The organism is Streptomyces sp. NPDC005151, assembly GCF_053599875.1.
Window position 1 is genome coordinate 42,064 of sequence record NZ_JBSFYR010000034.1, and the last position, 26,816, is coordinate 68,879.

The 26,816-nt window shown below is 71.0% G+C and carries 20 protein-coding genes; 12 read left to right on the forward strand and 8 right to left on the reverse strand.

The features are described 5' to 3' along the window. Window positions 1–15: 15 nt before the first annotated feature. On the forward strand, window positions 16–1,029 hold the full coding sequence (locus ACWD6R_RS19800; RefSeq protein WP_451819868.1) for a glycosyltransferase family 2 protein: 1,014 nt from the start codon (window positions 16–18) through the stop codon (window positions 1,027–1,029). 70 nt (window positions 1,030–1,099) lie between these two features. On the opposite strand, the gene ACWD6R_RS19805 is transcribed toward ACWD6R_RS19800, so the two are convergent. The 4 genes from ACWD6R_RS19805 to ACWD6R_RS19820 all read right to left on the reverse strand — a co-directional run bounded on the left by ACWD6R_RS19805 (window position 1,100) and on the right by ACWD6R_RS19820 (window position 7,020). Continuing rightward, entirely contained in the window at window positions 1,100–2,773 is a 1,674-nt protein-coding gene (locus tag ACWD6R_RS19805) for an LCP family protein (protein WP_451819869.1), read from the reverse strand. Window positions 2,774–2,822: 49 nt separating this feature from the next. Further along, window positions 2,823–4,598, reverse strand: coding sequence for an LCP family glycopolymer transferase (locus tag ACWD6R_RS19810; RefSeq protein WP_451819870.1), 1,776 nt, complete (start codon window positions 4,596–4,598; stop codon window positions 2,823–2,825). 223 nt (window positions 4,599–4,821) lie between these two features. After that, window positions 4,822–6,090 carry an LCP family glycopolymer transferase gene (locus tag ACWD6R_RS19815; protein ID WP_451819871.1) on the reverse strand — a complete coding sequence of 423 codons (1,269 nt, stop codon included), beginning with the start codon at window positions 6,088–6,090 and terminating at the stop codon, window positions 4,822–4,824. 165 nt (window positions 6,091–6,255) lie between these two features. Beyond that, window positions 6,256–7,020 carry a TIGR03089 family protein gene (locus ACWD6R_RS19820; protein WP_451819872.1) on the reverse strand — a complete coding sequence of 255 codons (765 nt, stop codon included), beginning with the start codon at window positions 7,018–7,020 and terminating at the stop codon, window positions 6,256–6,258. A gap of 138 nt (window positions 7,021–7,158) precedes the next feature. On the opposite strand from ACWD6R_RS19820, the gene ACWD6R_RS19825 reads away from it, so the two are divergent. The 3 genes from ACWD6R_RS19825 (at window position 7,159) to ACWD6R_RS19835 (ending at window position 10,767) form a co-directional block, all read left to right on the forward strand. Then, entirely contained in the window at window positions 7,159–8,505 is a 1,347-nt protein-coding gene (locus ACWD6R_RS19825) for a peptidoglycan recognition protein family protein (RefSeq protein WP_451819873.1), read from the forward strand. Window positions 8,506–8,618: 113 nt separating this feature from the next. Continuing rightward, complete coding sequence (locus ACWD6R_RS19830) at window positions 8,619–9,710, forward strand: sugar phosphate nucleotidyltransferase (RefSeq protein WP_451819874.1); 1,092 nt, start codon at window positions 8,619–8,621, stop codon at window positions 9,708–9,710. Window positions 9,711–9,768: 58 nt separating this feature from the next. Beyond that, entirely contained in the window at window positions 9,769–10,767 is a 999-nt protein-coding gene (locus tag ACWD6R_RS19835; protein WP_451819875.1) for a DNA-3-methyladenine glycosylase family protein, read from the forward strand. A 569-nt stretch (window positions 10,768–11,336) separates the two neighbouring features. On the opposite strand, the gene ACWD6R_RS19840 is transcribed toward ACWD6R_RS19835, so the two are convergent. The 3 genes from ACWD6R_RS19840 to ACWD6R_RS19850 all read right to left on the reverse strand — a co-directional run bounded on the left by ACWD6R_RS19840 (window position 11,337) and on the right by ACWD6R_RS19850 (window position 14,243). Next, window positions 11,337–12,659 (reverse strand): coenzyme F420-0:L-glutamate ligase, encoded by a 1,323-nt coding sequence (locus ACWD6R_RS19840; protein WP_451819876.1) that lies wholly within the window; start codon window positions 12,657–12,659, stop codon window positions 11,337–11,339. After that, complete coding sequence (gene cofD / locus ACWD6R_RS19845; RefSeq protein WP_451819877.1) at window positions 12,656–13,612, reverse strand: 2-phospho-L-lactate transferase; 957 nt, start codon at window positions 13,610–13,612, stop codon at window positions 12,656–12,658. Before cofD ends, ACWD6R_RS19840 begins: the two co-directional genes overlap by 4 nt. A 91-nt stretch (window positions 13,613–13,703) precedes the next feature. Further along, on the reverse strand, window positions 13,704–14,243 hold the full coding sequence (locus ACWD6R_RS19850) for a cysteine dioxygenase (RefSeq protein WP_451819878.1): 540 nt from the start codon (window positions 14,241–14,243) through the stop codon (window positions 13,704–13,706). 735 nt (window positions 14,244–14,978) lie between these two features. Here ACWD6R_RS19850 and ACWD6R_RS19855 point away from each other — a divergent pair. From ACWD6R_RS19855 to ACWD6R_RS19865, 3 genes are all read left to right on the forward strand, one after another. Beyond that, a complete protein-coding gene (locus ACWD6R_RS19855) occupies window positions 14,979–15,242 on the forward strand; it encodes a WhiB family transcriptional regulator (protein ID WP_030927001.1) in 264 nt (87 codons plus the stop codon). A 349-nt stretch (window positions 15,243–15,591) separates the two neighbouring features. Then, window positions 15,592–19,440 carry a glycosyltransferase gene (locus ACWD6R_RS19860; RefSeq protein ID WP_451819879.1) on the forward strand — a complete coding sequence of 1,283 codons (3,849 nt, stop codon included), beginning with the start codon at window positions 15,592–15,594 and terminating at the stop codon, window positions 19,438–19,440. Next, entirely contained in the window at window positions 19,437–20,969 is a 1,533-nt protein-coding gene (locus ACWD6R_RS19865; protein ID WP_451819880.1) for a DUF5719 family protein, read from the forward strand. Before ACWD6R_RS19860 ends, ACWD6R_RS19865 begins: the two co-directional genes overlap by 4 nt. Before the next feature lie 323 nt (window positions 20,970–21,292). On the opposite strand, the gene ACWD6R_RS19870 is transcribed toward ACWD6R_RS19865, so the two are convergent. Next, a complete protein-coding gene (locus tag ACWD6R_RS19870) occupies window positions 21,293–21,736 on the reverse strand; it encodes a metallopeptidase family protein (RefSeq protein ID WP_451819894.1) in 444 nt (147 codons plus the stop codon). A gap of 322 nt (window positions 21,737–22,058) precedes the next feature. Between ACWD6R_RS19870 and ACWD6R_RS19875 the strand changes: the two genes are divergently transcribed. From ACWD6R_RS19875 to manA, 5 genes are all read left to right on the forward strand, one after another. Continuing rightward, window positions 22,059–22,436: a DUF3499 domain-containing protein gene (locus ACWD6R_RS19875; RefSeq protein ID WP_266984962.1), complete on the forward strand. Its 378-nt coding sequence runs from the start codon at window positions 22,059–22,061 to the stop codon at window positions 22,434–22,436. A gap of 93 nt (window positions 22,437–22,529) precedes the next feature. Further along, window positions 22,530–23,894, forward strand: a complete 1,365-nt coding sequence (locus ACWD6R_RS19880; protein WP_451819881.1) for a phosphomannomutase/phosphoglucomutase — start codon at window positions 22,530–22,532, stop codon at window positions 23,892–23,894. Window positions 23,895–24,173: 279 nt separating this feature from the next. Continuing rightward, the gene (locus ACWD6R_RS19885; protein WP_030927015.1) at window positions 24,174–24,356 is read left to right on the forward strand and encodes a Trm112 family protein; all 183 of its coding nucleotides are present in this window, start codon (window positions 24,174–24,176) and stop codon (window positions 24,354–24,356) included. Between the two features lie 99 nt (window positions 24,357–24,455). Then, a complete protein-coding gene (locus ACWD6R_RS19890) occupies window positions 24,456–25,592 on the forward strand; it encodes an SIS domain-containing protein (protein WP_451819882.1) in 1,137 nt (378 codons plus the stop codon). A 53-nt stretch (window positions 25,593–25,645) separates the two neighbouring features. Next, complete coding sequence (gene manA / locus ACWD6R_RS19895; protein WP_451819883.1) at window positions 25,646–26,812, forward strand: mannose-6-phosphate isomerase, class I; 1,167 nt, start codon at window positions 25,646–25,648, stop codon at window positions 26,810–26,812. The last annotated feature ends 4 nt before the right edge of the window (window positions 26,813–26,816 follow it).

Genomic DNA, 26,816 nt, shown 5'->3' on the forward strand with positions numbered 1-26,816 from the left:
CCCCCCGAGGACTACATGTCTGCCGCGCAGTACCCCGCCGTCTCCGTGATCATGCCGGTGCTCAATGAGGAACGCCATCTCAGGAACTCCGTCCGGCACATCCTGGAGCAGGAGTACGCCGGCGAGATGGAGGTCGTGATCGCGCTCGGCCCGTCCACGGACCGTACGGACGAGATCGCCGCCGAACTGGTACGGGAGGACTCCCGGGTCCACACCGTGCCGAACCCGACCGGCCGCACCCCGGCAGCGCTCAACGCCGCGATCAAGGCCTCCTCGCACCCCGTCGTGGTGCGGGTCGACGGCCACGGCATGCTCTCGCCGAACTACATCGCGACCGCCGTCCGCCTCCTGGAGGAGACCGGCGCGCAGAACGTCGGTGGCATCATGCACGCCGAGGGCGAGAACGCCTGGGAGGACGCCGTCGCCGCGGCCATGACATCGAAGATCGGCGTCGGCAACGCGGCCTTCCACACCGGCGGCCAGGCGGGCCCCGCGGAGACCGTCTACCTCGGCGTGTTCCGCCGCGAGGCGCTGGAGAAGGCGGACGGGTACAACGTGGAGTTCATCCGCGCCCAGGACTGGGAGCTGAACTTCCGGATCCGCGAGGCGGGCGGACTGATCTGGTTCTCGCCGGAGCTGAAGGTGCAGTACCGGCCGCGTCCCTCGGTGAAGGCGCTGGCCAAGCAGTACAAGGACTACGGCCGCTGGCGCCATGTCGTCGCCCGCTACCACTCCGGCTCGATCAACCTGCGCTACCTCGCCCCGCCGACCGCCGTCTGCGCGATCGCGGCGGGCCTCGTGGTCGGCGCGGCCGTCATCCCGTGGGCGTTCGTCGTCCCGGCCGGCTATGTCGCCGCCATCGTTGCCGGGTCCCTCCCGGCAGGCAAGGGCCTGTCGCTGAAGGCGCGGGCCCAGATCCCGGTGGCGCTCGCGACCATGCACATGTCGTGGGGGTACGGCTTCCTGACCAGCCCGCGCTCGCTGGCGAAGAACGTCATCGCCAGCCGGCGCCCGGCCGTCACGGTGTAGCAGCCGACACGGTGTGGGGGCCTTCCGATGTGCCGGAAGGCCCCCACAGTGCGTTGTGCCCGTTTCGGAGCTACCAGCCGAAGCCCGGCTGGACGTCCATGCAGGCCGTTTCGTCGTCGCCATTCAGGGCGCGTGCGGTCTTCGGAGTCTTCCCATCGGCGCTGGACGCGGGGTAGTCCCCGCGCTCGCGCCAGTCAGCACCCACGGTCAGCGTGATGCCCGAGACCGCGGTCGATTTCTTCACCGCCGTCAGCGGGATACCGAGTGCCTTGGCGACGGCCTGGGCATTGCCCTCCATGTCCACGCTGGGGAAGAGCACCCCGGTCCTCGCCGTCGCGTCGGTGTTCTGCGTGTCGACCGTGGCCTGCGTGAAGCCCTTCCCGGCCAGCAGCTCCTGGACCGCCGTGGCGCGGCCCTTGACCGGGTACTCGGTGTCGGTGCGCGTTCCGTTGCGGACGCTGACCGGGATCTCGGCGACGGGCGACGTGGGCTCCTTGGCCGTAGGGGCCTTGCGCTTGGACGCCTTGCCGTCGAGCGGGATGTCGTCGCGAACCATCTGGAACAGCTGATCGGCGTCGACGGGCATGGGGAACACCCGGCCCTTGTTCACACCCGTTCCGTAGACGTTCGGCATCGTCGTCATCGTGATGCGCTTGGTGGGTGCCTTCTTGAGCTCGCCTGCGAGGTCGTAGAGCTTCTTGACCGTGTTGAGGCCCTTGTCGACCGTCAGCGCGTTGGTCGCCGCGTTGGCGAGGCCCATCAGCTTGCCCGGGTCGGTGAGCTTGGTGCCCTTGCGCAGCTCACGGACCATCGAGTTCATGTACATGTGCTGGGCGCGCGTACGGCCGAGGTCGGTGCCGTCCCCGAAGCCGTAGCGGGTCCGCAGCCACTGGAGGGCCTGCTTGCCCTTGACCTTCGTGGTGCCCTCCTCCAGCTTCAGCCCGGAACCCTTGCCGTTGCGCGTGTGGGAGTAGACGTTGCCCTTGACGCAGACCGGGACGCCGCCGATCGCGTCGGCCATCGAGACCACACCGGCGAAGTCGATCATCATGAAGTGGTCGATGGTGATGCCGGTGAGCTCGTACCAGGTGGCCACGGTGCACCCAGGACCGCCGCGACCGAGCGTCTCGTTGGTCATCGCCACGCCCGTGGTCGCGGGGTAGACGTGCCCCGTCTTGGGGTCGGTGCACTTCGGGATCTTCAGCAGTGTGTCGCGCGGCATGCTGATCACGGACATGTTGCTGCGGTCCGCGGAGAGGTGGAGCAGCATCTGCACATCGGCCAGGGGCGGCGCCCCGAAGGTGTCCTTGGCCCCGCCGAGCTTCTGGTTCTCCTTGGAGTCCCGCGCGTCCGAGCCGATGAGCAGGATGTTCAGCGGGGTCTGACCGGCGGCATTGGCCTTGTGATCGGCCATCTTCTTGTCGCCGAGCGTCAGGTCCGCCTTCTTGAGGTTCCCGTTGAGGTGCTCGTAATAGAGGTATCCGGCGCCCGCGCCGCCGAGTATGAAAAGTGCGAGTACGTACGCGACCCAGCGCAGTATGCGGCGCTTTCCGCGTTTCCCGTGCCGGTGCGACGTGCTGCGGCGGCGCCCGCCGTGACCCGGCCCCTCCCGGCCCGCACCGGCGCCCTGGCCGTCCCGGCCTGGGGCCGGGCCGTCCGTGTACAGGTCGTCGTCCCAGCCGAGTTGGCCGGCATGCCGGACACGTGGTCGCGTCCCCTCCCCGGGCGTGCTGCTCCGTCCCACCAGGACCCCCCTGCTGCTCAGACTCGTGGTTTGGCGCAGTGACCCGGTGTCACTTGGCGCACTCTGCCTTGGCGGCGTTTGCTAGCGGTATGTCTGCCGGCGCCTTTGCCGGTCCGGTGATGGGCACACCCACGCCCTTGAAGTCCGCGCCCAGGGTCAGGACCATCGCCTGAAGCCCCTCTGCGTCGGTGGTGCCCTTCTTCAGGGCCGAGCCGGGCAGCCCCATCATGGCGGCGAGTGCGCGGGCCTGGTCCGCCTGGTTCGGCGCGTACTCCAGCGTCGTTTTGTCGAGCTTCGCCGGGGCGTTGGCCTTGTTCGTGGACTTGAGCACGCCCTGGTTGTTCTGCAGCCAGGCGACGGTCTTCTGCGCGCCACCGTCGATCTCGCCGCCGTTGTACACATCGACCCGTACGTCGGCCGCGGCGGCCTTGGAGCCCTTGAGGAGCGCGTCCTGCTTGCTCTTGGCGGCCTGCTTCTGCTTCTTCACCTCGGTCAGCGAGGTGTCCTCGCGCATCATTGCGAAGAGCTGGTCCGCCTTCTCCGGACGCAGCACCACCGTGATGGGCTTCGGCTCGGCCGGGTTGTCTATCACCGGGGCCGTCACGAAGGTGATGTTCTTGGTGTCGACCTTGCTGAGCTCCTTGGCGAGCGACACCAGCTTCGTCCCCGAGCCGATGGCCTTGTCGACCGTGAGCGCCCTGGTCGCCGCGTTCGCCAGCTTGTACAGCTTGGTCGGGCTGGTCAGGGTGTCGTCCGACTTCATCTGCCGGATCATCGAGCCGATGAACTGCTGCTGCACCTTGATTCGGTCGAGGTCGCTCTGGTTGCCGAAGCTGTGCCGGGTGCGGACGAACGCGAGAGCGTCCTCGCCCTGGATCGTGCTCTCACCCTCCGGCAGGTCCAGGTGCGAGTCCTTGTCCTTGACCGCGTGCGCCAGGCAGACCTTGACACCGCCGACCGCCGTGGACAGCTCCTTCACCGCGTTGAAGTCGACCATCATGAAGTGGTCGACCTTCAGGCCGGTGATCTCCTCGACGGTACGCATGGTGCAGCCCGGGTCGCGCCCGTCCTGGCCCAGGCTGACGTTGAACCGGATGTTCTGCGTCCCCGAAATGACCTTCTTCGTACCGTCCGGCAGCGTGGTTTCGCAGTCCGGGATGTTGGTGATCAGGTCGCGGGGGATGCTCAGCGCCGTCGCGTTGGTCCGGTCCTTGGAGACGTGGAAGAGGATGTTGGTGTCGGCGTGGCCGGTGCTGCCCTTGTCGCCGTACCCCTCATTGCCCTTACCGGTCCGCTTGTCGGTGCCGATGATCAGGATGTTGAGGGGGGCGTCGGAGGTGACGTTCTTGTTTCCGGCGTCACCGACGTCGACAGTGTTGAGGTTGCTGTTGAAGTGCTGGTACAGCGCGTATCCGCCCACCGACAGGCCGACCAGTACGAAGGCCATCACGCCGCCCGTCCAGATGAGCGCCTTCCTGCGGCGGGACTTGGGCTGCTTGCGCTTGCGCCGGCCCGCGGTGTCCGGACCGGAATCTTCCGGCCCGCGCGGGCCATTGGCCGCACGGCGGCCACGCTGTGCCGGCACCTCGCGGCGCGGCCCGTTGCCCCGCCCGCCGTCGTCACGCGCACCGCTTCTGCGTTCGCCACCGCCCTCACGAACTGCACCTGCACGCCTGGAACCACGCTGCCCCGGAGGGGTCGGCATGTGGCTCGATTCCCCTCCGGATCGGGTCAGTCGCAATTCGTAATCGCCGGTCTGCGGGTTGAGAACCCATTGGTCTGCGGGATCGATTTCGTCCGCCCGTCCACGGCTTTGCGCATCCACGGTTGCTTGAGTCCTCCGTCGGTGCCACGCGAGGCGCCTCCCCCGACAAGGCGCTCGTTCTTTCGCTCCAGCAGTGCGCGACCTGACGGCCGGAAGCACCGGATCGCGTCACACTATCCGCCAAGTTCGGCGTTGAGCGACGGGCGTGACAAATTCCACGGACCTTACAACCGGTCATTCTGCTCATTGCACGCCGATCGTCGACAACTCCTTGGCCATTGCTTTACTGCTGACACAGGTCCGCGGCCGCGTTGTTGCCCGAATAGGTGGGTGTGGGGGTCGGACTCGTGGACTCCGAGGCGTGCCCCTTCCCGTTCTTCCTGCGTGCCAGCTCGTCCGCCGGGATCACCGTGACAGGGGCGTCCTGGCGCAGCTGTTTGAAGAGCTTGGCCGCGTCGGGCTGGACGAGTTCGTCCCGGTTCGGGTCGGCGGCGTACGGCTGCCGTGGCACGGTCAGGAACTGCACCTTGTCGGTCGGTACGTTGCGCACGCCGCGCACCAGCGCGTACAGGTCCTTGAGGCTGTCCAGGCCGGGGTCCGTGGTCAGCGACTTGGTGGCCGCGTCCAGCACCGGATAGAGGCGGGTCGGGTTGAGCAGGACGCCGTCGCTCTGCACCTTGTTCACCAACGCGCCGAGGAAACGTTGCTGGCGGTCCATCCGGTCGGTGTCGCTCCCGTTGCCGAGGGACTTGCGGGCCCGTACGTAACCCAGTGCAGCCTCGCCGTCGAGCTTCTGGCGTCCCGCGCGCAGCTTCAGGTGCGCGTCGGGGTCGTCGATCGGCTCCTTGAGACAGACCTCGACACCGTCCACCGCGTCGACCATGTCCTTGAAGCCGTTGAAGTCGACGACCATGTAGTGGTCTATGCGGATCCCGGTCATCCGCTCGACCGTACGGATCGTGCAGGCAGTGCCGCCGAACTCGAAGGCCGAGTTGAACTGGGCGAATTGCTTGTTGGTCCGCTTCCCGTCCGATGTGCGGCACCTGGGGATCTCTGCCATCAGATCGCGCGGGAGGGACATCGCGGTGGCGCTCTTCCGGTCCGCGGGGAGGTGCAGCAGGATCGTGGTGTCCGAGCGCTGGCTGCCACCGTAGGAGCGACCGTACTTGCGGTTGTCACCGGCGCGGCTGTCGGAGCCGATGAGCAGGATGTTCTGCGCCTTGTGCACGACGGACGGCGGGCGCTCCTTCTCGTACGCGCGCAGTTCGGCGGCCGCGGACGTGTCCGTCCTGATGTTGCTGTCGAGCTTCCGGTACAGCCACCAGCCGACGCCGGCGGCCACCAGGACGAGGAACGAGGCGGCGAGCGCGGCCCAGCGCAGCCAGTGGCGCCTGCGCCGGGCGGGGACGGCCCCGGCCCGCCACCGCGCGCGGGTGGCTTCCCCGTCCGGCCCGTCCTGCGACTTGTCCTGCGACTCGCCCCTCGACGTGTCCTCGTCCTTGTCCGCGGCCGAGTGGTCGGGGTCCGGCGGCGTGCCGGCACTTTCGGTCACGTCTGCGTCCATCCTTCACGTTCGGCAGCGCGCTGGGCCGCCGGTCGCAGGAGTAGACGGCTGAACCCCACGCTTGGTTGTGCCCAGGGCCTGTACCGCTGATCATGTACCGGAGTTGAGGCGCAGGCCCGGGGGCTCGGCCTGCTGTGGGCCGTACGAGTGCTCTCAGAGTGCCGGTCGTACCACGGTGTTGGTGACCCGCTCACTCTCGATGCGCTTGGCGAGCCCGTCCTCGTCCAGCCGGTCCACATGCCGGCACAGCACCACCGAGCCACCGGTGGCCAGCGGCGTGTACAGCCCGGCGCTGAGCCCTTCCCAGGTGTCGTAGGTGTGCCCCGTCAGCAGCCGCGACCCGGGCGTCAGACCCAGCTCCGCTCCGTCCTCGCGGGCGCGCGCGACCAGTTGCGCCGATGTCAGCGCGACACCGCCGACGGTCAGCGCGGGCGCGTCCGGGTCCACCGGTGCGAACGGCGCGAACCGGTCGCCCTGGCCCGGCACCTCCACGGCATAGTCCGTGAAGCCCTCGGGCGGCTGCGGGAACCGGCCGCCCAGCGGACGCAGGGCCAGCGCGACGCGCTCGCCGCGGCAGGCGCGCGCCGCGTCCAGCGTGTCCGGACCGGTCACGACGAGGTCGGCGGCGGCGGGGTCGCCCTGCACATCGGCGACGACGCCGACCGAGGAACAGGCGAGCAGCCAGACCGCGGACTGCCAGTGCGCGGGCAGCAGGAGGGCGAGCCGGTCGCCGGGTTCCGCGGCCAGGTCGCCCTGCAGCAGATTGGCTGTCTTGGCCACCCAATTGGCGAAGGTGGCCACCGACAGTTCGACCCGTTCTCCGGTGGCGTCGTCGTAGAAAGTGACCATGGGGCGGGCCGGGTCCGCGGCGAGCGCGGAACGCAGCAGGTCGGCAGGGGTGCGGTCGCTGGCGTTCATCTGCGCAAGGCTACGCGGCCGCGCCGGACGGGACCGGGTGTCACAGGTGTCGCGTACACCGGTTCGGCAGACGGCTCGTCAATTGTGGGGAGATGCCCCAGTAGCCGGAGTTATCGGATTGTGCCCAGGATCGTTCGTATGCGTGCCTTCATTGCATCCGCCATTGGTGTCACCTGTTCGGCAGCCCTCGTACTGCCGCTCGCCGCGCCTGCGGGCGCCGCCCCCGACACCACCGTCACCGCAGAGACCGAGGCCGCCGACCCCGTCGAGGTGCCCGGGTCGACCCAGTCCCTGCCACTCACTGCGCTGCCCACCGCGTCCACGCGGGTGACCGGCGCCCCCACCGAGGCCGCCGCCACCGCCGAACAGGGCCTGCCGCGACGCGACGTCCACCCCTTCTCCCTGGTCGGTGTCGTCTGGGACGACGCCGACGTGGAACTCAACGGCACCGTCCAGGTCCGCACCCGTGCCACCGGCACCACCCACTGGTCGGACTGGCAGGAGCTGGAGACCCACAACGCCGAGCACGGCGCCGACCCCGGCACCGCCGAGCGCGACTCCGGGACCGTCCGCGGCTCCACCGCTCCGCTCTGGGTCGGCGACTCCGACGGGGTCGAGGTCCGGGTGAGCCCCGAAGTGACCGACGTACGGGACCGGGGCAGCGGCGCCAGCGTCCCGCTGCCCGATGGGTTGCGGCTCGAACTCGTCGACCCGGGCAAGGACCCTCAACAACTCCCCGCAGCCGGCCCGGGAGCCGAAGCCGGCGGCGGGGACAGCCGTGCCCCGTCCTCCGAAGCCCTGGTTCTCCCCGCGCTGAGCAAGGCGCAGACCGAGGCGGAGAGCGAGGCCGAGGACGACGTCGCCCCGGGCTCCAAGCCGTACATCGGCCCCCGCCCGAGCATCATCACCCGCAAGGGCTGGGGCGCCGACGAGGAGCTCCGCGAGAGCACCTTCGTGTACACAAAGTCCGTCAAGGCCGCCTTCATCCACCACTCCGCCACGGGCAACAGCTACACGTGTTCGCAAGCGGCCTCGGTCCTTCGCGGTATCTACCGCTACCACGTCGAGAGCAGCGGCTGGCGCGACATCGGCTACAACTTCGCCGTCGACAAGTGCGGAAATATCTACGAAGGACGCGCCGGAGGCGTGACGAAGGCCGTCCAGGGCGCGCACACTCTCGGTTTCAACGCCGACAGCATGGGCATTGCGGTGCTCGGAACCTTCACCACGTCCAAGCCGCCCACCGCAGTGGTGAACGCCGTCGCCGAGCTCACCGCCTGGAAGCTCGGCCTGTTCGGCGCCGACCCCAGGGGCAGCACCACGCTCGTCTCCGGCGGCGGCAACCGGTTCAAGAAGGGAGCGAAGGTCAAACTCAACGTCATCTCCGGCCACCGGGACGGCTTCGTCACCGAATGCCCGGGAGAACGCCTCTACGAGAAGCTCGGCACGGCCCGGACCAGCTCCGCCCGTCTGCAAGGCCGCTGACGACCCGCCGCTGCGGACTCCTGCGGGGCTGCCGGACGGTGGTGAACCGCCCGGTCTGCATACACTGGCCGGCCAAAACCAGGCCCGGCCCCAGCAGGAAGCAGAGACGTGCCGTGACAGAGGCAAAAGAAGCGATTCTCCTGGTCGGCGGCAAGGGCACCCGACTGCGCCCGCTCACGGTGCACACCCCCAAGCCCATGGTTCCGGCGGCCGGTGTCCCGTTCCTCATGCACCAACTGGCGCGGGCGCGGGCCGCCGGGGTCGAGCACATCGTGCTCGCGACCTCGTACCTGGCGGAGGTCTTCGAGCCGTACTTCGGCGACGGCTCGTCGCTCGGCCTGCACATCGAGTACGTCACCGAACGCGAACCGCTCGGCACCGGCGGCGCCATCCGCAACGTGGCGTCCCGCCTCACCTCGGGCCCGGACGAACCCGTGCTCATCTTCAACGGCGACATCCTCACCGGCCTCGACATCCGGGCGCTGGTCACCTCGCACGCCACCTCCGGCGCGGATGTCTCGCTCCACCTCACCCGGGTCGAGGACCCCCGTGCCTTCGGACTCGTACCGACGGACTCCGCGGGCAGGGTGACCGCGTTCCTGGAGAAGCCGCAGACGCCCGAGGAGATCGTCACCGACCAGATCAACGCGGGAACGTACATATTCCGCCGCTCGGTCATCGACACGATCCCGGCCGGCCGACCGGTCTCCGTGGAGCGCGAGACCTTCCCCGGACTGCTCGCCTCCGGCGCGCACCTCCAGGGCATGGTCGATTCCACGTACTGGCTGGACCTCGGCACACCGCAGGCATTCGTACGCGGCTCCGCCGACCTCGTCCTCGGCCGGGCCCCGTCCCCGGCCATCCCCGGCCGGTGCGGCGACCGGCTCGTCCTGCCGACCGCATCCGTCGCCGCCGACGCCAAACTCACCGGCGGTACGGTCATCGGCGAGGACGCCCTGATCGGCGAGGGCGCCCGGATCGACGGCTCCGCGGTACTGGCCGGAGCGGTTGTCGAACCCGGCGCCGTGATAACGGACTCCCTGGTCGGAGCGGGTGCCCGGATCGGCAGCCGTACGGTCCTGGTGGGCGCCGTCATCGGCGACGGCGCCCACGTCGGCGCCGACAACGAACTGCGAGACGGCGTCCGTGTCTGGTGCGGTGCGGTCCTGCCGGACGCGTCGGTCCGTTTCTCGTCGGACGAATGACGGGCTCGCTGCGGCGCGTACCCTCGAAAGGCACCCCCGACGACCGAGGACCTCACCCGTGGCAGGACGATTCGCTCCCCGCAGCGCCCCGCGCACGCCCGTCCCATGCCAGGCGCTGACCGGTCCTGCACCGGAGGCACTGACCCGGGACTGGACCCCGCCGGGCCCGCTCGACCTGCGCCTCGTCCTCGGCCCGCTGCGCCGCGGCCCCGCCGACCCCACGTTCCGCATCGACCGGGACGGCTCGGTCTGGCGGGCCACCCGCACCCCGGCAGGCCCCGGCACGCTCCACATCACCGACCGGGGCGGCCGGATCGAGGCGACGGCCTGGGGCCCCGGCGCGTCCTGGCTGCTGGACCAGCTCCCGACCCTGCTCGGCGCGGAGGACGACCCGGAAGCATTCCGCCCCCGCCACCGCCTGGTCGCCGCGGCCCGGCACCGCCGCCCCGGACTGCGCCTGCTGCGCACCGGTCTGGTGCTGGAGTCGCTGATCCCGTCGATCCTGGAACAGAAGGTCACCACCGACGAGGCCTACCGTGCCTGGCGCCTCCTGGTCCGTACGTACGGCACTCCGGCCCCCGGTCCGGCAGCGGCCCTGTTCGGCACGCACGGCCTGCACGTCATGCCGGACCCGCGCACCTGGTCGCTGATCCCGTCCTGGGAGTGGCACCGCGCCGGCGTCGACGCCAAGCGCTCGGCCACGATCCTGCGCGCGGTACGAGTCGCCCGCCGCCTGGAGGAAGCGGCGACGATGCCCCTCCCCGAGGCCACTGCCCGCCTGGAACTGATCCCCGGCATCGGCCCCTGGACCTCGGCGGAAACCCTCCAACGAGCCAACGGTGCCCCCGACGCGGTCACCGTGGGCGACCTCCACCTCCCCGGCATCATCGGGCACGCCCTGGCAGGCGACAGAAACGCAGACGACGCGGAAATGCTGACGCTCCTCACCCCCTACGAGGGCCAGCGCCACCGAGCCACACGCCTCATCCTGCTCTCGGGCCACACCCCGCCGCGCAGAGCTCCGCGCATGACAAGAGGCGACATCGCCCGCCTCTGAGACCGTTCCTTGGCAGTGAGCGGAAGTGAGTCCGCGCACTGGCGCGCCCCGAACGGTCTTGGGCGCACTGGTCGTCCGCTTTCACCTCCGGGCGGCGACACGGATCCTGTCCGTGGTCCGGTCCCGGAAGGGCGGAGTCCCTCACGACCTGGCCAGATGGGTGCGGTCAGTGGCGACGGGGAGGCCCTGAACCATCTCGCTGGTGGAGCAAGGGCCCCGCACGCCGGCACCGCACCCGGTGTCCCAGCTCGCCCAGTCAGGCTAGCGCGGTCTTCCCGGCCCACCGCAAGCCCATCAACCGACCCTCACACGATCGAGCTAAAACGACCTCGTGCATGCTCCCAGCCAAGCAGCTGTCAACCCCCTCAAACACCCGACCCGGCCTCGCACTCCACGACCAGCCGCGTCACATGCGAGCGCGTCCGGTGCCTGAGGACGAACCGAGCCCGCGGGTCGCGACAAGCCGCACCACTGTTGAGCCCGTCCGGCGATCGAGGACAACGGGGGCCCCGGGGTCGCCCCCGGGCCCCGGGAAGGGGCGGGCAGGGGAAATCCCACCCCGGCCCACCTCACCGCACCGCGACGAACCCCTCCGCACCCCGCTCCGCCCGGGCCGCCGGCGCAACCGCCGGACGCCCGACCGCCACCGCACCCAACGGATCCCACTCCGCCGGCAGATCCAGCACCTCACGCACCACATCGCGGCAGAACATCGTCGACGACACCCACGCCGACCCGAGCTGCTCACCGGCCAGCGCCACCAGGAAGTTCTGAACGCCCGCGCCCGCCGCGACCACGAACATCTCGCGCTCCGCAGCATCCCGTCGCGCGTCCCCGTACGTATGGGCGCCATCCATCACCAGGCACGGCACCGCCAGATACGGCGCCCGGCGCAGCACATCGCCCCGCCGTACCCGCTTGGCGATCGACTCCTCGCTCTTGCCGTCGCGGCGCAGATCCGCGATCCACGCGTCCCGCATCGCGTCGAGCAGCCGGGTCCGCGACTCCTCGGACTCCAGGAGTACGAACCGCCACGGTGTCGTGTGATGCGGCGCCGGCGCCGTCACCGCCGCGGCCACGGCACGCCGTACCGCCGCCGGGTCCACCGGCTCGTCCGTGAACTCCCTGACCGTACGCCGCAGCGTCACGGCTTCCCGCACCGCCTCGGACGTCCCGAGCCGGAACATGTCCTCGGCGGCGACCCGCACCATCGCCCGGGCCCCGGCCTCCGCGTCCGCCGGGTCCACCACATGCGAGAGCCCCCGCACGATCGCGACCGGCAGCCCCTCCGTCTTGCCCTTGACCAGATCACCGGCCGAGGCGAGCTCGTCCGCGGTGGCGACCACGGTGGCGCTCAGCGGATTGCCGTGCGCATCCGTCCCGCCCCGCAGATCGTCCAGCACCCGGACCCCGGCCGCCCCGATGGCGACATCGGTCAGCCCGTTGCGCCACGGCCGCCCGAAGGTGTCCGTGATCAGGACCCCGACCTCGACGCCGAGGGTGTCCCGCAGCCCGTCCCGGATCGTCCGCGCGGAGGCGTCCGGGTCCTCGGGGAGCAGCAGCACCGTCCCGGCGGGGGTGTTCGAGGCGTCGACCCCGGCCGCGGCCATGACCAGTCCCTGCCGGTTCTCGACGATCCGCAGCGTGCCGCGGCGCGCCACCACCCGTACGGTCTCGGCGTCGATCGCCGCCTCCCGGTCGGTGGCTTCGGCGATCCGGCCCTCCGCCTTGGAGACGATCTTCGAGGTGACGAGCAGGACGTCACCGTCGGCCAGCCCCGGCTCGGTGGCGGCGATCAGCTTCGCGAGGTTGTCACCGGCCCGTACCTCGGGCATCCCGGGCAGCGCCCACACCCGGTACGAGGGCGTCCCACCGGCGGCCGCGCCGCTCACGCCCGTACCTCCTCGGCCAGTGCCAGCGCCTGCCGCGCCATCTCGGCGGTCGCGTCCACGTCCGTCATCATCAGCGGCACGGCGCGGCAACGGATGCCCGCGGCCTCCACCTCGTCGACCGTGCCTGCGTCCACCGTGTCGACGAGCCAGCCGTCGAGCAGCCCGGAGCCGTAGTGCCGGGCGACGGCGGCCGCCGTGGACTCGACGCCGACCGCGGCGAGCACCTTGTCCGCCATGCCGCGTACCGGCGCGTCCCCGACGATGGGGGAGATGCCGACGACCGGCACCCCGGCCTCGGCGATCGCCTCCCGGATCCCGGGCACGGCGAGGATGGTGCCGACCGAGACGACGGGGTTGGACGGCGGGAAGAGGATGACGTCGGCGTCGGCGATGGCCTCCAGGACACCGGGCGCCGGCTTCGCCTGCTCGGCACCGACGGGCACGATCGCCTGCGCCTGGACCGAGGCGCGCAGCTTCACCCAGTACTCCTGGAAGTGGATCGCCTTCCGCTCGCCGTCGATGTCGACGGCGACATGCGTCTCGATCCGGTCGTCGGACATCGGCAGCAGCCGGACCCCGGGCTTCCAGCGTGCGCAGAGCGCCTCGGTGACGGCGCTCAGCGGGTAGCCGGCGCCCAGCATCTGCGTACGGACGATGTGGGTCGCGAAGTCACGGTCGCCGAGCCCGAACCATTCGGGTCCCACGCCGTACGCCGCGAGTTCCTCCTTGACGTGGAAGCTCTCGTCGGTACGGCCCCAGCCCTGCTCCTCGTTGATGCCACCGCCGAGGGTGTACATCACGGTGTCGAGGTCGGGGCAGACCTTGAGTCCGAACAGATGGATGTCGTCGCCGGTATTGCCGATCACCGTGATGTCCGTGTCGGGCGCGGCCTGCTTGAGGCCACGCAGAAAACGAGCACCACCGATACCGCCGGCCAGAACCACAATGCGCATGCAGACCAGTCTGTCAGGCGCAGCCTGATCGTTGTGGGGGTGGTGGTGGGCGACGGGTGGGTCTGTCAGGCGCAGCCTGATCGTTGTGCTGTCAGGCGTGTACGGCGTCGGCAGTCTCCGAGGCGCACTGCGCCGCGTGCATGGGCATCTCGGTGAGCCCCGGGTAGTAGATGTGCAGGCTGACGGCCGGTTCGAGGGAGTCGTTGACCACTTCGTGGACGTATCCGGGCGCGAACACGCGCTGAGCGCCGGGGTCCAGCGACCGCATGCCGCGCTCCGTACGCTCGGTCAATTCGCCTTCCAGGACGGTCAGTACGCCGGACGACAGCCCGTGGTCGTGCAGCCCGCTGCCCTGACCGGGGACCCAGCTGAGAAGCCACACCTCGTAACCGAGTGGGGTCTCCCCTGCTCGAGCGGAGCCGAGAGTTTGGGGAACGGTGCGGAGCCGGTGGTACCAGCGGGTGGTCGCGTCGTACTGGACGAGCGGCGCCCACTGCGAGCGGTCGCCGGCGATGCTGCGGGCGAGCCCGACGAACTCGGCCACCGTGGAGGGGTGCTGGCGGGCAGGGCGGAGGAGGTGCTGGACCTCAAGGATGTCGCCGGCGATCTGGAGGTCGCTGTCGCTGTTCATGGGTGCGGTGGTTCCTCGGCAAGTGAGTGCAGGGCAAGAGTGCAGATGCAGAGATCCAGGGGTGTCGCGAGGACCGGGGACCGGGGAGGGACCGGGCAGTCGCCGGGCGAGAAGCCGTTCGACGGGGTTGTCCGGAGAAGGTCGAGGTCCGGAGAAGAGCTGCGACTAGCTGGAGCGCGAAGGCCTCAACAGCTGAGACAGCTGGAACAGCAACAGCGAGCCTGGACAGCGGTGCGGAACCCACGGAGGTGGGTCACGCGCATCACGGAGGTCGCTGGCATGACAGCAAGGGAACCGAGCAAAGCTCCCGTTGTCAACCTGATGCCCGATTTGGCGGTAATGTTTCACCTCATCCGGTTACTCCGGTCGGGGAAAGGTTTGCGCACCCACCGCGCCGGAGATGTGGCGCAACAACGGCGCCCCCAAACGTCGTAGCGGCCTCGTGATCCGACTGTGATCTTGATCGCTTCGGTGATCGAATCGAAACATGGCCGCCCTCCCGGGAGTCTGACTCTGCGATGGACGGGGGCGTGATGAAGCCCATGGCATATGTCAGGTTTTTGGTGATTTGCACACTTTCCGCATAGGCTTGGTTCCGCAGAGTGAATACCGGGCCCAATAGCAGATCTCCGCTTGACTGGCTCGGATCCACACACTTGTAATTTCACTCGTGTCGTTCGGCCGAATCGATAACGGCTGCATCACGGGGACGCAAGAGACAGACGAGGGGCGCACATGACCGAGCTGTTCCAGCAACTGCTGGTCGAGGACGCGGACGAGGAACTCGGCTGGCAGGAGCGCGCACTGTGCGCCCAGACCGATCCCGAGTCCTTCTTCCCCGAGAAGGGCGGATCGACCCGCGAGGCCAAGAAGGTCTGCCTCGCCTGTGAAGTCCGGTCCGAATGCCTTGAGTACGCCCTTTCCAATGACGAGCGGTTCGGTATCTGGGGCGGCCTTTCCGAACGGGAGCGGCGACGCCTGAAGAAGGCCGCTGTCTGACCGCGAGGCCTGCGAAGCAACAGACCGGCGGATTCGCTGGAACCCCCGGCCGCCCGAGCGCCACCGACCGCGCTCCGGACCTCGGCCCCGATGGCCCGCTGCCTGCACCCTGCCCGCAGGCGGCGGGCCATCGCCGTGTCCGCACACCCCCGTACCGCTGCCGGCGCAGCCGCTCCGCCCGTCGCCCTCCGAGCGCCCCCGTTCAACCGCTCGGCGCCACCCCGGTCATCCGTACCGTTAGTGTGGGGCTCCGTCCGAGACGCGCCAACGCCCCGACGGAGCGCGCGTGTACACCGATGCAGCCCCCGGGGGGACGCCCCCCGGACCCGGCCGGAGGGCCCGTACCTCGATGTCCGTGCACAGCCAACCGGCGGCGCCGTACGCGGCCGCCGCCGCCCCAGAGTTCCCCCGGCACGTCGTCACCGCCGTGCTCGTCGCCCACGACGGCGCACGCTGGCTGCCCACCGTGCTGGCCGGGCTGCTCGGGCAGGAACGTCCCGTACAGCAGGTCGTCGCCGCCGACACCGGCTCCGCCGACGACTCCGCGCGGCTGGTCACCGAGGCGCTCGGCGCCGAGCGCGTCCTGCATCTCGCACGCCGTACGAGCTTCGGTACGGCCGTCGACGAGGCGGTCCGCACGGCCGATGAACTCACCCCCGACGACCTGCCGTACCTGAAGCGCCCCAGCTCCTGGGACCCGGTCGCCAGGAGCTGGCGCGACGACGCGTACGACCTGCCCGAACTGCCGCACGGCGAACCGGTGCAGTGGCTCTGGCTGCTCCACGACGACTGCGCACCCGAGCCCGACGCGCTCGCCGAGCTGCTGCGCGTCGTCGAGACCGACCACCACGCCGCGATCGTCGGCCCCAAACTCCGCGGCTGGTACGACCGCAAGCAGCTCCTCGAAGTCGGCGTCTCCATCGCCAACAGCGGACGCCGCTGGACCGGACTCGACCGCCGCGAGCAGGACCAGGGCCAGCACGACCAGGTCCGTACCGTGCTCTCCGTCTCCTCCGCCGGCATGCTGATCCGCCGTGACATCTGGGAGGAACTCGGCGGGTTCGACAGCAGGCTCCCGCTGATGCGTGACGACGTCGATCTCTGCTGGCGCGCGCATGCCGCCGGACACCGGGTCCTTGTCGCCCCCGACGCCGTCCTGCGGCATGCCGAGGCATCCGCCCGGGAACGCCGCCCCATCGACTGCGCCGGACGCTCCGTCGCCTCCCCGCACCGCGTCGACAAGGCCGGCGCCGTCTACACGATGCTCGTCAACGCCCGTGGCAAACAGCTGCCCTGGGTGCTGCTCCGGCTCGTGCTCGGCACCCTGCTCCGTACCCTCGCCTATCTGGTCGGCAAGGTGCCCGGCCAGGCACTCGACGAGGTCGCCGGACTCTTCGGCACCCTGCTGCGCCCCGGCAGGATCCTCGCGGCCCGCCGCAGGCGCGGCAAGGGCGTCGTGGACGCGGCCGAGCTGCGTGGGCTCTTCCCGCCGCCCGGCGCGACCGTCCGCGCCACCGTCGAGCAGGTCGCCGAAAACTTCGGCAGCAGGTCCGACGTCGATTCCGGCGGCTCACGGCACGGCGCCGTCGAGTCCGGGCCGGGCGGTGACGACGCCGACTTCCTGGAGATCGAGCAGTTCGCCCGGCTGAAGCGGATCGGCCGCAAGCCCGGCCCGGTCCTCTTCGCCGTCCTGCTCCTCGTCTCCCTCGTCGCCTGCCGCGGCCTCCTCGGCGGCGGCGCACTGGCGGGCGGCGCGCTGCTGCCCGCACCCGCGGACGTCTCCGACCTGTGGGGGCGGTACGCGGACGGCTGGCACCCGGTCGGAACCGGCGGCACCCAGACCGCACCGCCCTACCTCGCCGTGCTCTCCGCCCTGTCCGCGCTGTTCCTCGGCTCGACCGGCTTCGCGCTCACGCTGCTGCTCGTCTGCTCGGTCCCGCTCGCCGGACTCACCGCGTACTTCGTCTCCCGCCCGCTGCTCGAATCACGACTGCTGCGGGCCTGGGCGAGCATCGCGTACGCCTTCCTGCCCGCCGCGACCGGCGCCCTCGCGACCGGCCGCCTCGGCACCGCCGTACTGGCGATTCTGCTTCCGCTGATCACCCGCGCCGCCGTCTCCGCGTGCGGGATGCCCGGCCACGGGGACACCCGCGGCAGCTGGCGCGCCACCTGGGCGTACACCCTGCTCCTCACCCTCGCGATGGCCTTCACGCCCATCGTCTGGCCGCTCGCTGTCGTCCTCGGCATCGGCGTCCTCGTGCTGCGCCGCGACGACATCGCCGCCTACGGTCTCCGCTTCCTCGCCACGATCGGCACCCCGCTGCTGGTCCTCGCCCCGTGGTCGCTGTCGCTGCTCAGCAGCCCCGCCTCGTTCCTGACCGAGGCGGGCCTGGACTTCGGTACGGGTACGGCCTCCGCACTCGACCTGCTCGGGATCAGCCCCGGCGGCCCGAAGGCCGCGGGCGGCGTGCTGCTGCTCGGCATCGTGCTCGCGGCGCTGGCCGCACTGCTGCGCGGGGAGCGGCAGTTCGCGATCCGTGCCGCCTGGGCCGTTGCGCTTGTCGCCCTGGTCTTCGCCGGGCTCGCCAACGGCTCCGGCTGGGCCGGGCCCGCCACCCTCGTCTACGGCATCGCGCTGATCACCGCCGCGCTCGTCGGCGCGGACGGTGCCCGGGTACGCGTCGCCGGGCTCAGCTTCGGCTGGCGCCAGCCCGTCGCCGCCCTGATCGCCCTCGCCGCGGTGCTGGCCCCCGCGCTGGCCGCCGCCGGCTGGATGATCGGCGGCGCCGCAGGCCCGCTGGAGCGCCGTGACCCGGTGCAGGTCCCCGCGTTCGTCGCGGAAGAGAGCAGCACCCGCGACCAGCCGCGCACCCTGGTCCTGGGCGGCAGCTCGCCCGCCTCTGTCGCGTACACCCTGGTCCGCGGCTCCGGCGCGCGGCTCGGCGACGCGGAACTGGCCGAGTCGGGTGGCTCCAACAGCCACCTGGACAAGGTGGTCGCCAACCTGGTCGCGGGCTCGGGCGCCGACCAGGGCAGCCAGCTCAGTGGCTTCGCGATCCGTTACGTACTCGTACGGGACGGCGCGCCGCGCGAGATGAGCCGGGTGCTCGACGCGACCCCGGGTCTGAGCCGGCTGAGCCAGCTCGACGGCAGCGCGCTGTGGCGCGTGGACCGTCAGGTCGCCCGCATCATGATCGTCCCGTCCGGCGCCGGCGGCGAACAGCTGCCCGTCGGCTCCCGGCCGGTCGAGGCGCACTCCAGGATTCCCGCGGGCGGCTCCGGCCGCGTCCTGCGGATCGCCGACGCCGCGGACCCCGGCTGGAAGGCCACGCTGAACGGCCGGGCCCTGACCGCCAGGACCGTGGACGGCTGGGCACAGGGCTTCGAGCTGCCCACCGAGGGCGGCACGCTGGACCTCACGTACGAGGCGCCGATCACCCACACCGCGTGGATCTGGGCCCAGGCCGCGCTCGGCGTGGTCCTGCTGGTCCTGGCTCTGCCGGGCCGCCGCCGGGAGATCGACGACGACCTGCCCGAGGCGGACCTGACGGTTCCGGCCGAGCCGGTCGCGGGCGAGGGACGCCGGGCGCGCCGACTGCGCGCCGCCGCTGAGGCGGAGGCGGAGGCGGCATCCGAGGACGCCGAGCCGACGCCGGACGAGGCAGGGCAGAACATCCCCGCGCAGCAGTCGGCCGACCCCTACGCCGAGCGGTCCGAAGCACAGGACCCGTACGGCGAGCAGTCCGGGGCACAGGACCCGTACGCCCAACCCGACGACGGCCACTACGCCCCCGTACCGCAGCAACAGCAGTACGGCGAGTGGGACACCCAGCAGTACCAGGGCGCCGACTACACGCAGTACCAGGGCGAGCAGCAGCAGGCTGCAGCCGATCCCTACCAGCAGGGCACCGCCCCGGCGTACGACCCGTACGGCTACGCGCAGCAGCAGTACGACCAGAACCAGGGCCAGTACAACCAGAACCAGGGCCAGTACAACCAGGAACAGGGCCAGTACGACCAGAGCCAGGGCGCTTACGACCAGGGCCAGTACAGCCAGTACGCCCCGCAGCCCCCGTACGACCCACAGGCCCCCTACACCGCACAGCCCCCGTACGACCCGCAGAACCCCGACGAGAACCCCGCCCCGGCCCGGAACCCGTGGCCGACCGGTAACGCATCGCGAGGCGAGTCCGAGTGAAGTCCACCAGCCTGTCCCTCATCGCGGGCACCGTAGCCCTCGCCGCCGTCACCGGGTTCGCCGCGCTCACCGCGCCGGGCGACGCGGATGCGGGCGAGGCGAAAGCCGCCGCACGGCTGCCGGTGGAGCGGTCCAGTCTGCTCTGCCCGGCGCCCGGCCTCTCGGACCTCGCGGAGACGACGTACACGTCCTTCACCCCGGCGGCCGGCAGCGGCGGAGCGGCAGGCGCCGCCGAACTGATGCCGTCCGTCTCCACCAGGGCGGACGCGGGCGACGACACCACCGCCGAGACGGACGGGAAGAAGGACAAGAGTAAGAAGGCGGACTCCGACAAGCCGGTCGTCTCCCTCAAGAAGCCGGGCAGACCGGCCACCGCCGAGGCGTCCGGCTCCGACGCCCCGGCCCTGGTCGGCACCGCCACCGGCGAGCTGGCCCCCGGCTGGACCACGCAGCAGACCACCACGGTCAGCGCGGGCGCCACCCGCGGCCTGCTCGGGGTCAGCTGCACCGGCCCCGACACGAACTTCTGGTTCCCGGCCGCCAGCACCGCGAAGTCCCGCGAGGACTACGTCCACCTCACCAACCCGGACGACACGGCCGCGGTGGCCGACATCGAGCTGTACGGGCCGGACGGCTCGCTCAAGTCCGATGTGGGGGAAGGCATCACGGTCCCGGCCAGGTCCAGCGTTCCGGTCCTGATCTCCACCCTGACCAGCGAGGCGGCCGACGACGTGACCGTCCACGTCACCACGCGTACCGGCCGGGTCGGCGCCGTCGTCAGGGCAGCGGACAACGAGACCGGCAGCGACTGGCTCGCCGCCTCCGTCGACCCGACCGGCACCCTCGTCCTCCCCGGCATCCCGGCGGACGCCACGGACGTCCGGCTGGTGGCCTTCGCCCCCGGCGACGACGACGCGGATCTGAACGTGAAGCTGCTGGGCAAGAGCGGTGCGATCTCACCGGCCGGACACGAGGATCTTCACGTCAAGTCGAACATGACCGCAGGCGTCGACCTGAAGGACATCACCAACGGGGAAGCGGGTTCCCTGCTGCTGACCCCGGCGGAGAGCGGACGGGCCACTCCGGTGGTGGCGGCGCTGCGCGTGGTCCGCGGCACCGGCGACAAGCGGGAGGTCGCGTACATACCGGCGACCGGGCCGGTGGGCGCACAGGCCACCGTGGCCGACAATCGGGCGAAGGGCTCGATCCTTTCCCTCACCGCTCCGGGCACCACCGGGAAGGTGAAGGTCACGGCCTCAGCGGGCAGCGAGGGCGGCGAACAGACCGTCCAGACGTACACGGTCAAGGCCAGTACGACGATCGCCGTCACCCCGCCGGTACCGGCCGGGCTCAAGGGCAGCTACGCGCTGACGATCGAGACGGAGTCGGGCGGTCCGGTCCATGCCGCGCGCACCCTGTCCCTTCCGGAGGGCGGCATCCCGATGTTCACGGTGCAGACGCTGCCGGACGACGGCGGAACGGTCGAGGTACCCGACGCCGAACAGGACCTCTCGGTCCTGGACGACTGAGCAACGGGTTCGGGGCAGGCCGAGGCCGGCCCGCCCCGAACACCCAGGGCCTCTCGTTCGGATCATGCTGGGCTCGCGAGATCTGCAGCCTGATCCGGACGACAGGACCTGATGCCCCTCCCGGCAAGCTCTGCCCCGTCGCGCCGCCCGGCACGCCCGCTCGCCGAGTTGGCCACAAGCCCTGGTAGCTCCGCTACAAGGACGTCCGGTACAAGGACGTCCGGCCGCCTTGCTTCGCACGCACCGGACGACGCTCCCTATGGGGCAGACATTGCCGGTCACGGCACTGGTGCCCCTCCCGGCAAGCTTTGCCGGGCACGGCACTAGTCCTGCCCATAGCGCGGATCCACTGACTCCGGTGACAGCCCGAGCAACTCCGCGACCTGCTCGACCACGACCTCATGCACCAGCAGCGCACGCTCGTCGCGGTTCTTGGTACGGATCTCGACGGGGCGCCGGTAGATGACGATCTGCGCGGGCCGGTCCTTCTCCGCGGACACCGCACGCCCCAGCGGTACGGTCTCCGTCTGCGGCCCCGGCACATCGAGGACCATGAAGTCGACATCGGCCAGCTGAGGCCAGCGCCGCTCCAGCCGCTCCACCGAGTCCTGTACGAGATCACGGAAGTTCTCCGCCCTGGTGGCCGAGAGCGGCACCTGGGGCGGGGCGACGGGTCCGCGCATGCCGCGGCCATGGCGGTCACGACGGCGCGGTCGCGGCTCGGACCGCGGCTCGGACGGGTGGGGCGGTGGTACAGGACTGTCCATCACCGACGCAGCCTAACCCTCTGCGGAGCAGCCGGATCGCCCGTCACCGGCAGCACAGCGGCATGTCCGCACTTGAACATTCCGGCCAAGCTTGAGCCCGTTTCAGGCCCGGTCCGCGACCGCGGATCTCCTACGTATTGACAGCTTATGCACCGAGTGGTGACCGAAATCGTTGCCGTTGCGACCTGCGCTTCCCTCTTCCCGCGCAGGTCAGGCCAGTTGCCCGAAAGGCGGTTGTGCCGGAGGTCACAGTGCGACACGGTGGGGTGACCTGAGGGAGAGTCGTCGCAGCCCGCTCAAGAGTGCGGTACCGTCCAACATCGTGAGCCCTGTACGTCGCTGTTCGCGCACCGCGTGCGGCCGCCCTGCCGTCGCGACACTGACGTACGTCTATGCCGACTCGACTGCGGTCCTCGGCCCGCTCGCCACCTACGCCGAGCCCCACTGCTACGACCTCTGTGCCGAGCACAGTGAGCGACTGACCGCGCCACGCGGCTGGGAAGTCGTCCGGCTCACCGATCCCTCTGCGCCCACGCGCCCCAGCGGTGACGACCTCGAAGCACTCGCCAACGCCGTGCGGGAAGCGGCGCGTCCGCACGACCGCGCGGCGGAGGCAAGAGGCGGCGGCCCGCACGCCGCGGACCCGATGGAGGTCGCGCGCCGCGGTCACCTGCGGGTCCTGCGCTCGCCCGACTCCTGAAGCGGTCGATCACCGAACGACCACATCCCCGACGGGCGCGCGGACCGGCCGGGTAGTTTGGGCGGTCCGCAGAAAACTCAGGAGGACAAGCCCGTGACTGCTGATCTGTCGCAGATCGTGAAGGCGTACGACGTGCGCGGAGTCGTGCCCGACCAGTGGGACGAATCGCTGGCCGAGCAGTTCGGGGCGGCGTTCGTCGAGGTGACGGACGCGGAGGCGATCGTGATCGGCCACGACATGCGCCCGTCGTCGCCCGGCCTCTCGGCGGCGTTCGCGCGCGGCGCGGCGGCACGCGGTGCGGACGTCACCCTGATCGGCCTCTGCTCCACCGACCAGCTGTACTTCGCCTCCGGCAGCCTCGGCCTGCCCGGGGCGATGTTCACCGCCTCGCACAACCCGGCGCAGTACAACGGCATCAAGCTGTGCCGGGCGGGCGCCGCACCGGTCGGGCAGGACAGCGGGCTCACCGAGATCCGCACCCTGATCGAGAAGTGGGCCGAACAGGGCGTACCGCAGCCGGTCGCCACGCCCGGCACCGTCACGGACCGCGACACCCTCACCGACTACGCGGCCCACCTGCGGTCCCTGGTCGACCTGACGGCCATCCGCCCGCTGAAGGTCGTGGTCGACGCGGGCAACGGCATGGGCGGCCACACCGTCCCCACCGTCTTCGAGGGACTCCCGCTCGACGTCGTCCCCATGTACTTCGAACTGGACGGCACGTTCCCCAACCACGAGGCCAACCCCCTCGACCCGAAGAACCTCGTCGACCTCCAGGCCCGGGTGCTGGCCGAGGGCGCCGACCTGGGCCTCGCCTTCGACGGCGACGCGGACCGCTGCTTCGTCGTCGACGAACGCGGCGCGGGCGTCTCCCCGTCCGCGATCACCGCCCTGGTCGCGGCGCGCGAGCTCGCCCGCAACGGTGGCAAGGGCACCGTCATCCACAACCTGATCACGTCCTGGTCGGTCCCCGAGGTGGTCCGCGAACACGGCGGCACCCCCGTCCGTACCCGCGTCGGCCACTCCTTCATCAAGGCGGAGATGGCCGAACACGGCGCGATCTTCGGTGGCGAACACTCCGCGCACTACTACTTCCGCGACTTCTGGAACGCCGATACGGGCATGCTCGCCGCCCTCCACGTCCTCGCCGCCCTCGGCGGCCAGCCGGGCTCGCTCTCCGAACTGGTCGCCCAGTACGACCGCTACACCGGCTCCGGAGAGATCAACTCCACGGTCGACGACCAGCCGGCCCGCACGGCAGCGGTACGCGCACTCTTCGAGGCGTGCGAGGGCATCACGCTCGACGAACTGGACGGCCTGACGGTCACGGCACCGGACTGGTGGTTCAACCTCCGGGCCTCCAACACGGAACCCCTGCTGCGCCTGAACGTCGAGGCCCGCGACGAGGGGACGATGAGGGCGGTACGCGACGAGGTCCTGGCCCTGGTCCGCGTGTAGGTCCACTCCCGGCCCTCCTGGGCGAGCGTCCGGCCCGTCCGGCGTCAGGGAACCGGACGGGGCCGGGACGGAGCACCGGTTTCGGGAAGGGGCGAGCCCGCCGCAGGCGCACCACCCGCCGGCCCCGACCCGCACCGCAACCCCATGCACACCACATCGCCTCACCCGCCCCACCGGCTCCGGGGTGGGCCGCGCCCCCGTCACCCCGGCGGTAGGCTGACGACGCCTGATCCGCGTGAACCGGACACACACGTTCGAATGCCCGAAGGGACCCACCCCATGCCGCTCGAAGCCGGCCTCCTGGAGATCCTTGCCTGCCCGGCCTGCCACTCCCCGCTGGACGACCGCTCGGCAGCCGACAGCCCTGAGCTGGTCTGCACCGGCACGGACTGTGGCCTGGCCTACCCGGTACGGGACGGCATCCCCGTCCTCCTCGTCGACGAGGCCCGCCGCCCCGCGTAACAGCGAGTCACGGGACCGCCGTCACCCACCGCATCGGCGACCCCGCCCCGTACACCGCAGACCTCACGCTGAGCAGCACGTGATCGGAGGCCCGTCCCCATGCTCGACGAGTCGTTGCTCGACGCCCCGGAAGCACTGGCCCGAGCCGACCGCCGCGGTCTGCTCCGTGGCGCCGCCGAGGCCGGGGCGCGTGTCCGTACCGCCGCCCGGTATGCCGCGGAGGCCGGGATCACCGAACTGACCCCGGAGGGCCGCCCCCGCGCCGTCCTGGTCGCCGGCTCCGGCACCGCCGCATTCGGCGTCGCCGACCTGATCGCCGGACTGGCGGGCGCCTCGGCCCCCGTCACCCGTATCCCCCCTTCCGGCGTCGCACCCGCCGCGGGCGCGATGCGCTGGACGCTCCCCGGCTGGGCCGGCTCCGTCGACCTGCTGCTGATCGCCACGGCCGACGGCGCCGAACCGGGCCTCGCCCTCCTCGCCGAACAGGCGTACCGGCGCGGCTGCACGGTCGTCGCCGTCGCCCCGCACCGGTCCCCGCTGCGCGAGGCGGTCGACGGGGTGCACGGCCTCGTCGTACCGATGGCGTCCGCCCCGCACGGCGAGTACGACGCCGAGACCTCGGCCGCGGGCCCCGGCACGCTCTGGGCCCTGTTCACGCCGCTGCTCGCCCTGCTCGACCGGGTCGGCCTGGTCACTGCAACCCCCGAGGCACTGCAGAGCGTCGCCGACCGCCTCGACCGCACCGCCGAACGCTGCGGCCCGGCCATTGCCACGTACAGCAACCCGGCCAAGACCCTCGCTGCCGAACTCGCCGACAGCCTGCCCCTCATCTGGACGGAGGGCGACGCCGCAGGACCGGTCGGGCGACGCTTCGCCGCCGTCCTCGCCGAACTGTCCGGCCGCCCGGCCATCGCCGCCGAACTCCCCGAGGCGCTCCCCGCCCACGGGGCACTGCTGGCGGGCACCTTCGCCGCCGGCGCCGACCCCGACGACTTCTTCCGCGACCGGGTCGACGAGACGGAGCCCCTGCACGCCCGGGTCGTCCTGCTCCGGGACCGGCCCACCGGCGGCTTGAGCGCCGCCCCGGCCGCCCGCGAACTCGCCCTCGGCCACGACACGGCGATCAGCGAACTCGAACCGGAAGAGGGCACCGAACTCGAAGCCCTCGCCGAACTCCTCGCAGTCACCGACTTCGCCGCCGTCTACCTGTCCCTGGCGTCGGCAGCTCATCCCTGACCCGCTCCACCGCATCGCACGATCCCCGCATCTCACGAGGACGAAGAATCTCCATGGACCGGCTCTCCAACACCGTGCGCCCTTACGCCTGGGGCTCCACCACCGCCATCCCCGAATTGCTCGGCATCGCCCCCACCGGCGAACCCCAGGCCGAGATGTGGATGGGCGCCCACCCCGGAGCCCCCTCCCGCCTCACCCGTACAGCAGGCACCGAGCAGCCCCTCACCGACATCATCGCCGCCGACCCCGAGCGTGAACTGGGCCTGGCCACCGTCGAGAAGTTCGGCCCCCGCCTCCCCTTCCTCCTCAAGCTGCTCGCCGCGGGCGCCCCCCTCTCCCTCCAGGTCCACCCCGACCTCGCGCAGGCCAAGAAGGGGTACGAGGACGAGGAGCGTCGGTCCGTCCCGATCGACGCACCCCACCGCACGTACAAGGACGCCAACCACAAGCCCGAACTGATCTGCGCGCTCACTCCCTTCGAAGGCCTCTGCGGTTTCCGCCGGCCCACCGAGGCTGCCGAGGCGATGGCGGCGCTCGGCGTCGACTCCCTCAAGCCGTACGTCGACCTGCTCGGAGCCCACCCCGAAGAGGCGGCGCTCCGCGAAGTGCTCACGGCGATCCTCTCCGCCGACCCCGCGGAGATGGCGGAGACGGTCACCGCGGCGGCGGCCGCCGCCGAACGCCTCGGCGGCGCCCACGCCCTGTACGCCCGCATCGCACACCACTTCCCCGGCGACCCGGGTGTCATCGCTGCGATGCTGCTGAACCATGTACACCTCCAGCCCGGCGAAGCCCTGTTCCTCGGCGCCGGCGTCCCGCACGCCTACCTCGGCGGCCTCGGTGTCGAGATCATGGCCAACTCGGACAATGTGCTGCGCTGCGGACTGACGCCCAAGCACATCGACGTCCCCGAACTCCTCGGAGTCGTCCGCTTCGAGGCGACCGACCCCGGCATCCTGCGCCCCGAGGCGTCTCCCTCCGGCGAGGAGCTGTACGAGACCCCGGTCGACGAATTCCGGCTGTCGCGCTACGACCTCTCACCCGGCGCCGCCCCCGTGGACCTGACCAGGTCCGCCCCGCAGATCCTGCTCTGCACCGCCGGTGCGCCCCGCGTCGGCACGCTCGACCTCGCCCCCGGCGGCTCGGTCTTCGTGCCGTCGGACGAATCGGTCGAAGCGTCCGGTACCGGCACACTGTTCCGCGCCACAGTGGTGGCCTGACGTA

What these genes read in the sequence shown, in the direction of transcription:
- ACWD6R_RS19820 (WP_451819872.1), bottom strand. Translation starts at nt 7,020, where the DNA reads ATGAACGCCAGCGACCGCACCCCTGCCGACCTGCTGCGTTCCGCGCTC.
- ACWD6R_RS19885 (WP_030927015.1), top strand. Translation starts at nt 24,174, where the DNA reads ATGCCGCTCGAAGCCGGCCTCCTGGAGATCCTTGCCTGCCCGGCCTGC.
- ACWD6R_RS19855 (WP_030927001.1), top strand. Translation starts at nt 14,979, where the DNA reads ATGACCGAGCTGTTCCAGCAACTGCTGGTCGAGGACGCGGACGAGGAA.
- ACWD6R_RS19870 (WP_451819894.1), bottom strand. Translation starts at nt 21,736, where the DNA reads ATGGACAGTCCTGTACCACCGCCCCACCCGTCCGAGCCGCGGTCCGAG.
- cofD (WP_451819877.1), bottom strand. Translation starts at nt 13,612, where the DNA reads ATGCGCATTGTGGTTCTGGCCGGCGGTATCGGTGGTGCTCGTTTTCTG.
- ACWD6R_RS19850 (WP_451819878.1), bottom strand. Translation starts at nt 14,243, where the DNA reads ATGAACAGCGACAGCGACCTCCAGATCGCCGGCGACATCCTTGAGGTC.
- ACWD6R_RS19860 (WP_451819879.1), top strand. Translation starts at nt 15,592, where the DNA reads ATGTCCGTGCACAGCCAACCGGCGGCGCCGTACGCGGCCGCCGCCGCC.
- ACWD6R_RS19825 (WP_451819873.1), top strand. Translation starts at nt 7,159, where the DNA reads ATGCGTGCCTTCATTGCATCCGCCATTGGTGTCACCTGTTCGGCAGCC.
- ACWD6R_RS19800 (WP_451819868.1), top strand. Translation starts at nt 16, where the DNA reads ATGTCTGCCGCGCAGTACCCCGCCGTCTCCGTGATCATGCCGGTGCTC.
- manA (WP_451819883.1), top strand. Translation starts at nt 25,646, where the DNA reads ATGGACCGGCTCTCCAACACCGTGCGCCCTTACGCCTGGGGCTCCACC.
- ACWD6R_RS19890 (WP_451819882.1), top strand. Translation starts at nt 24,456, where the DNA reads ATGCTCGACGAGTCGTTGCTCGACGCCCCGGAAGCACTGGCCCGAGCC.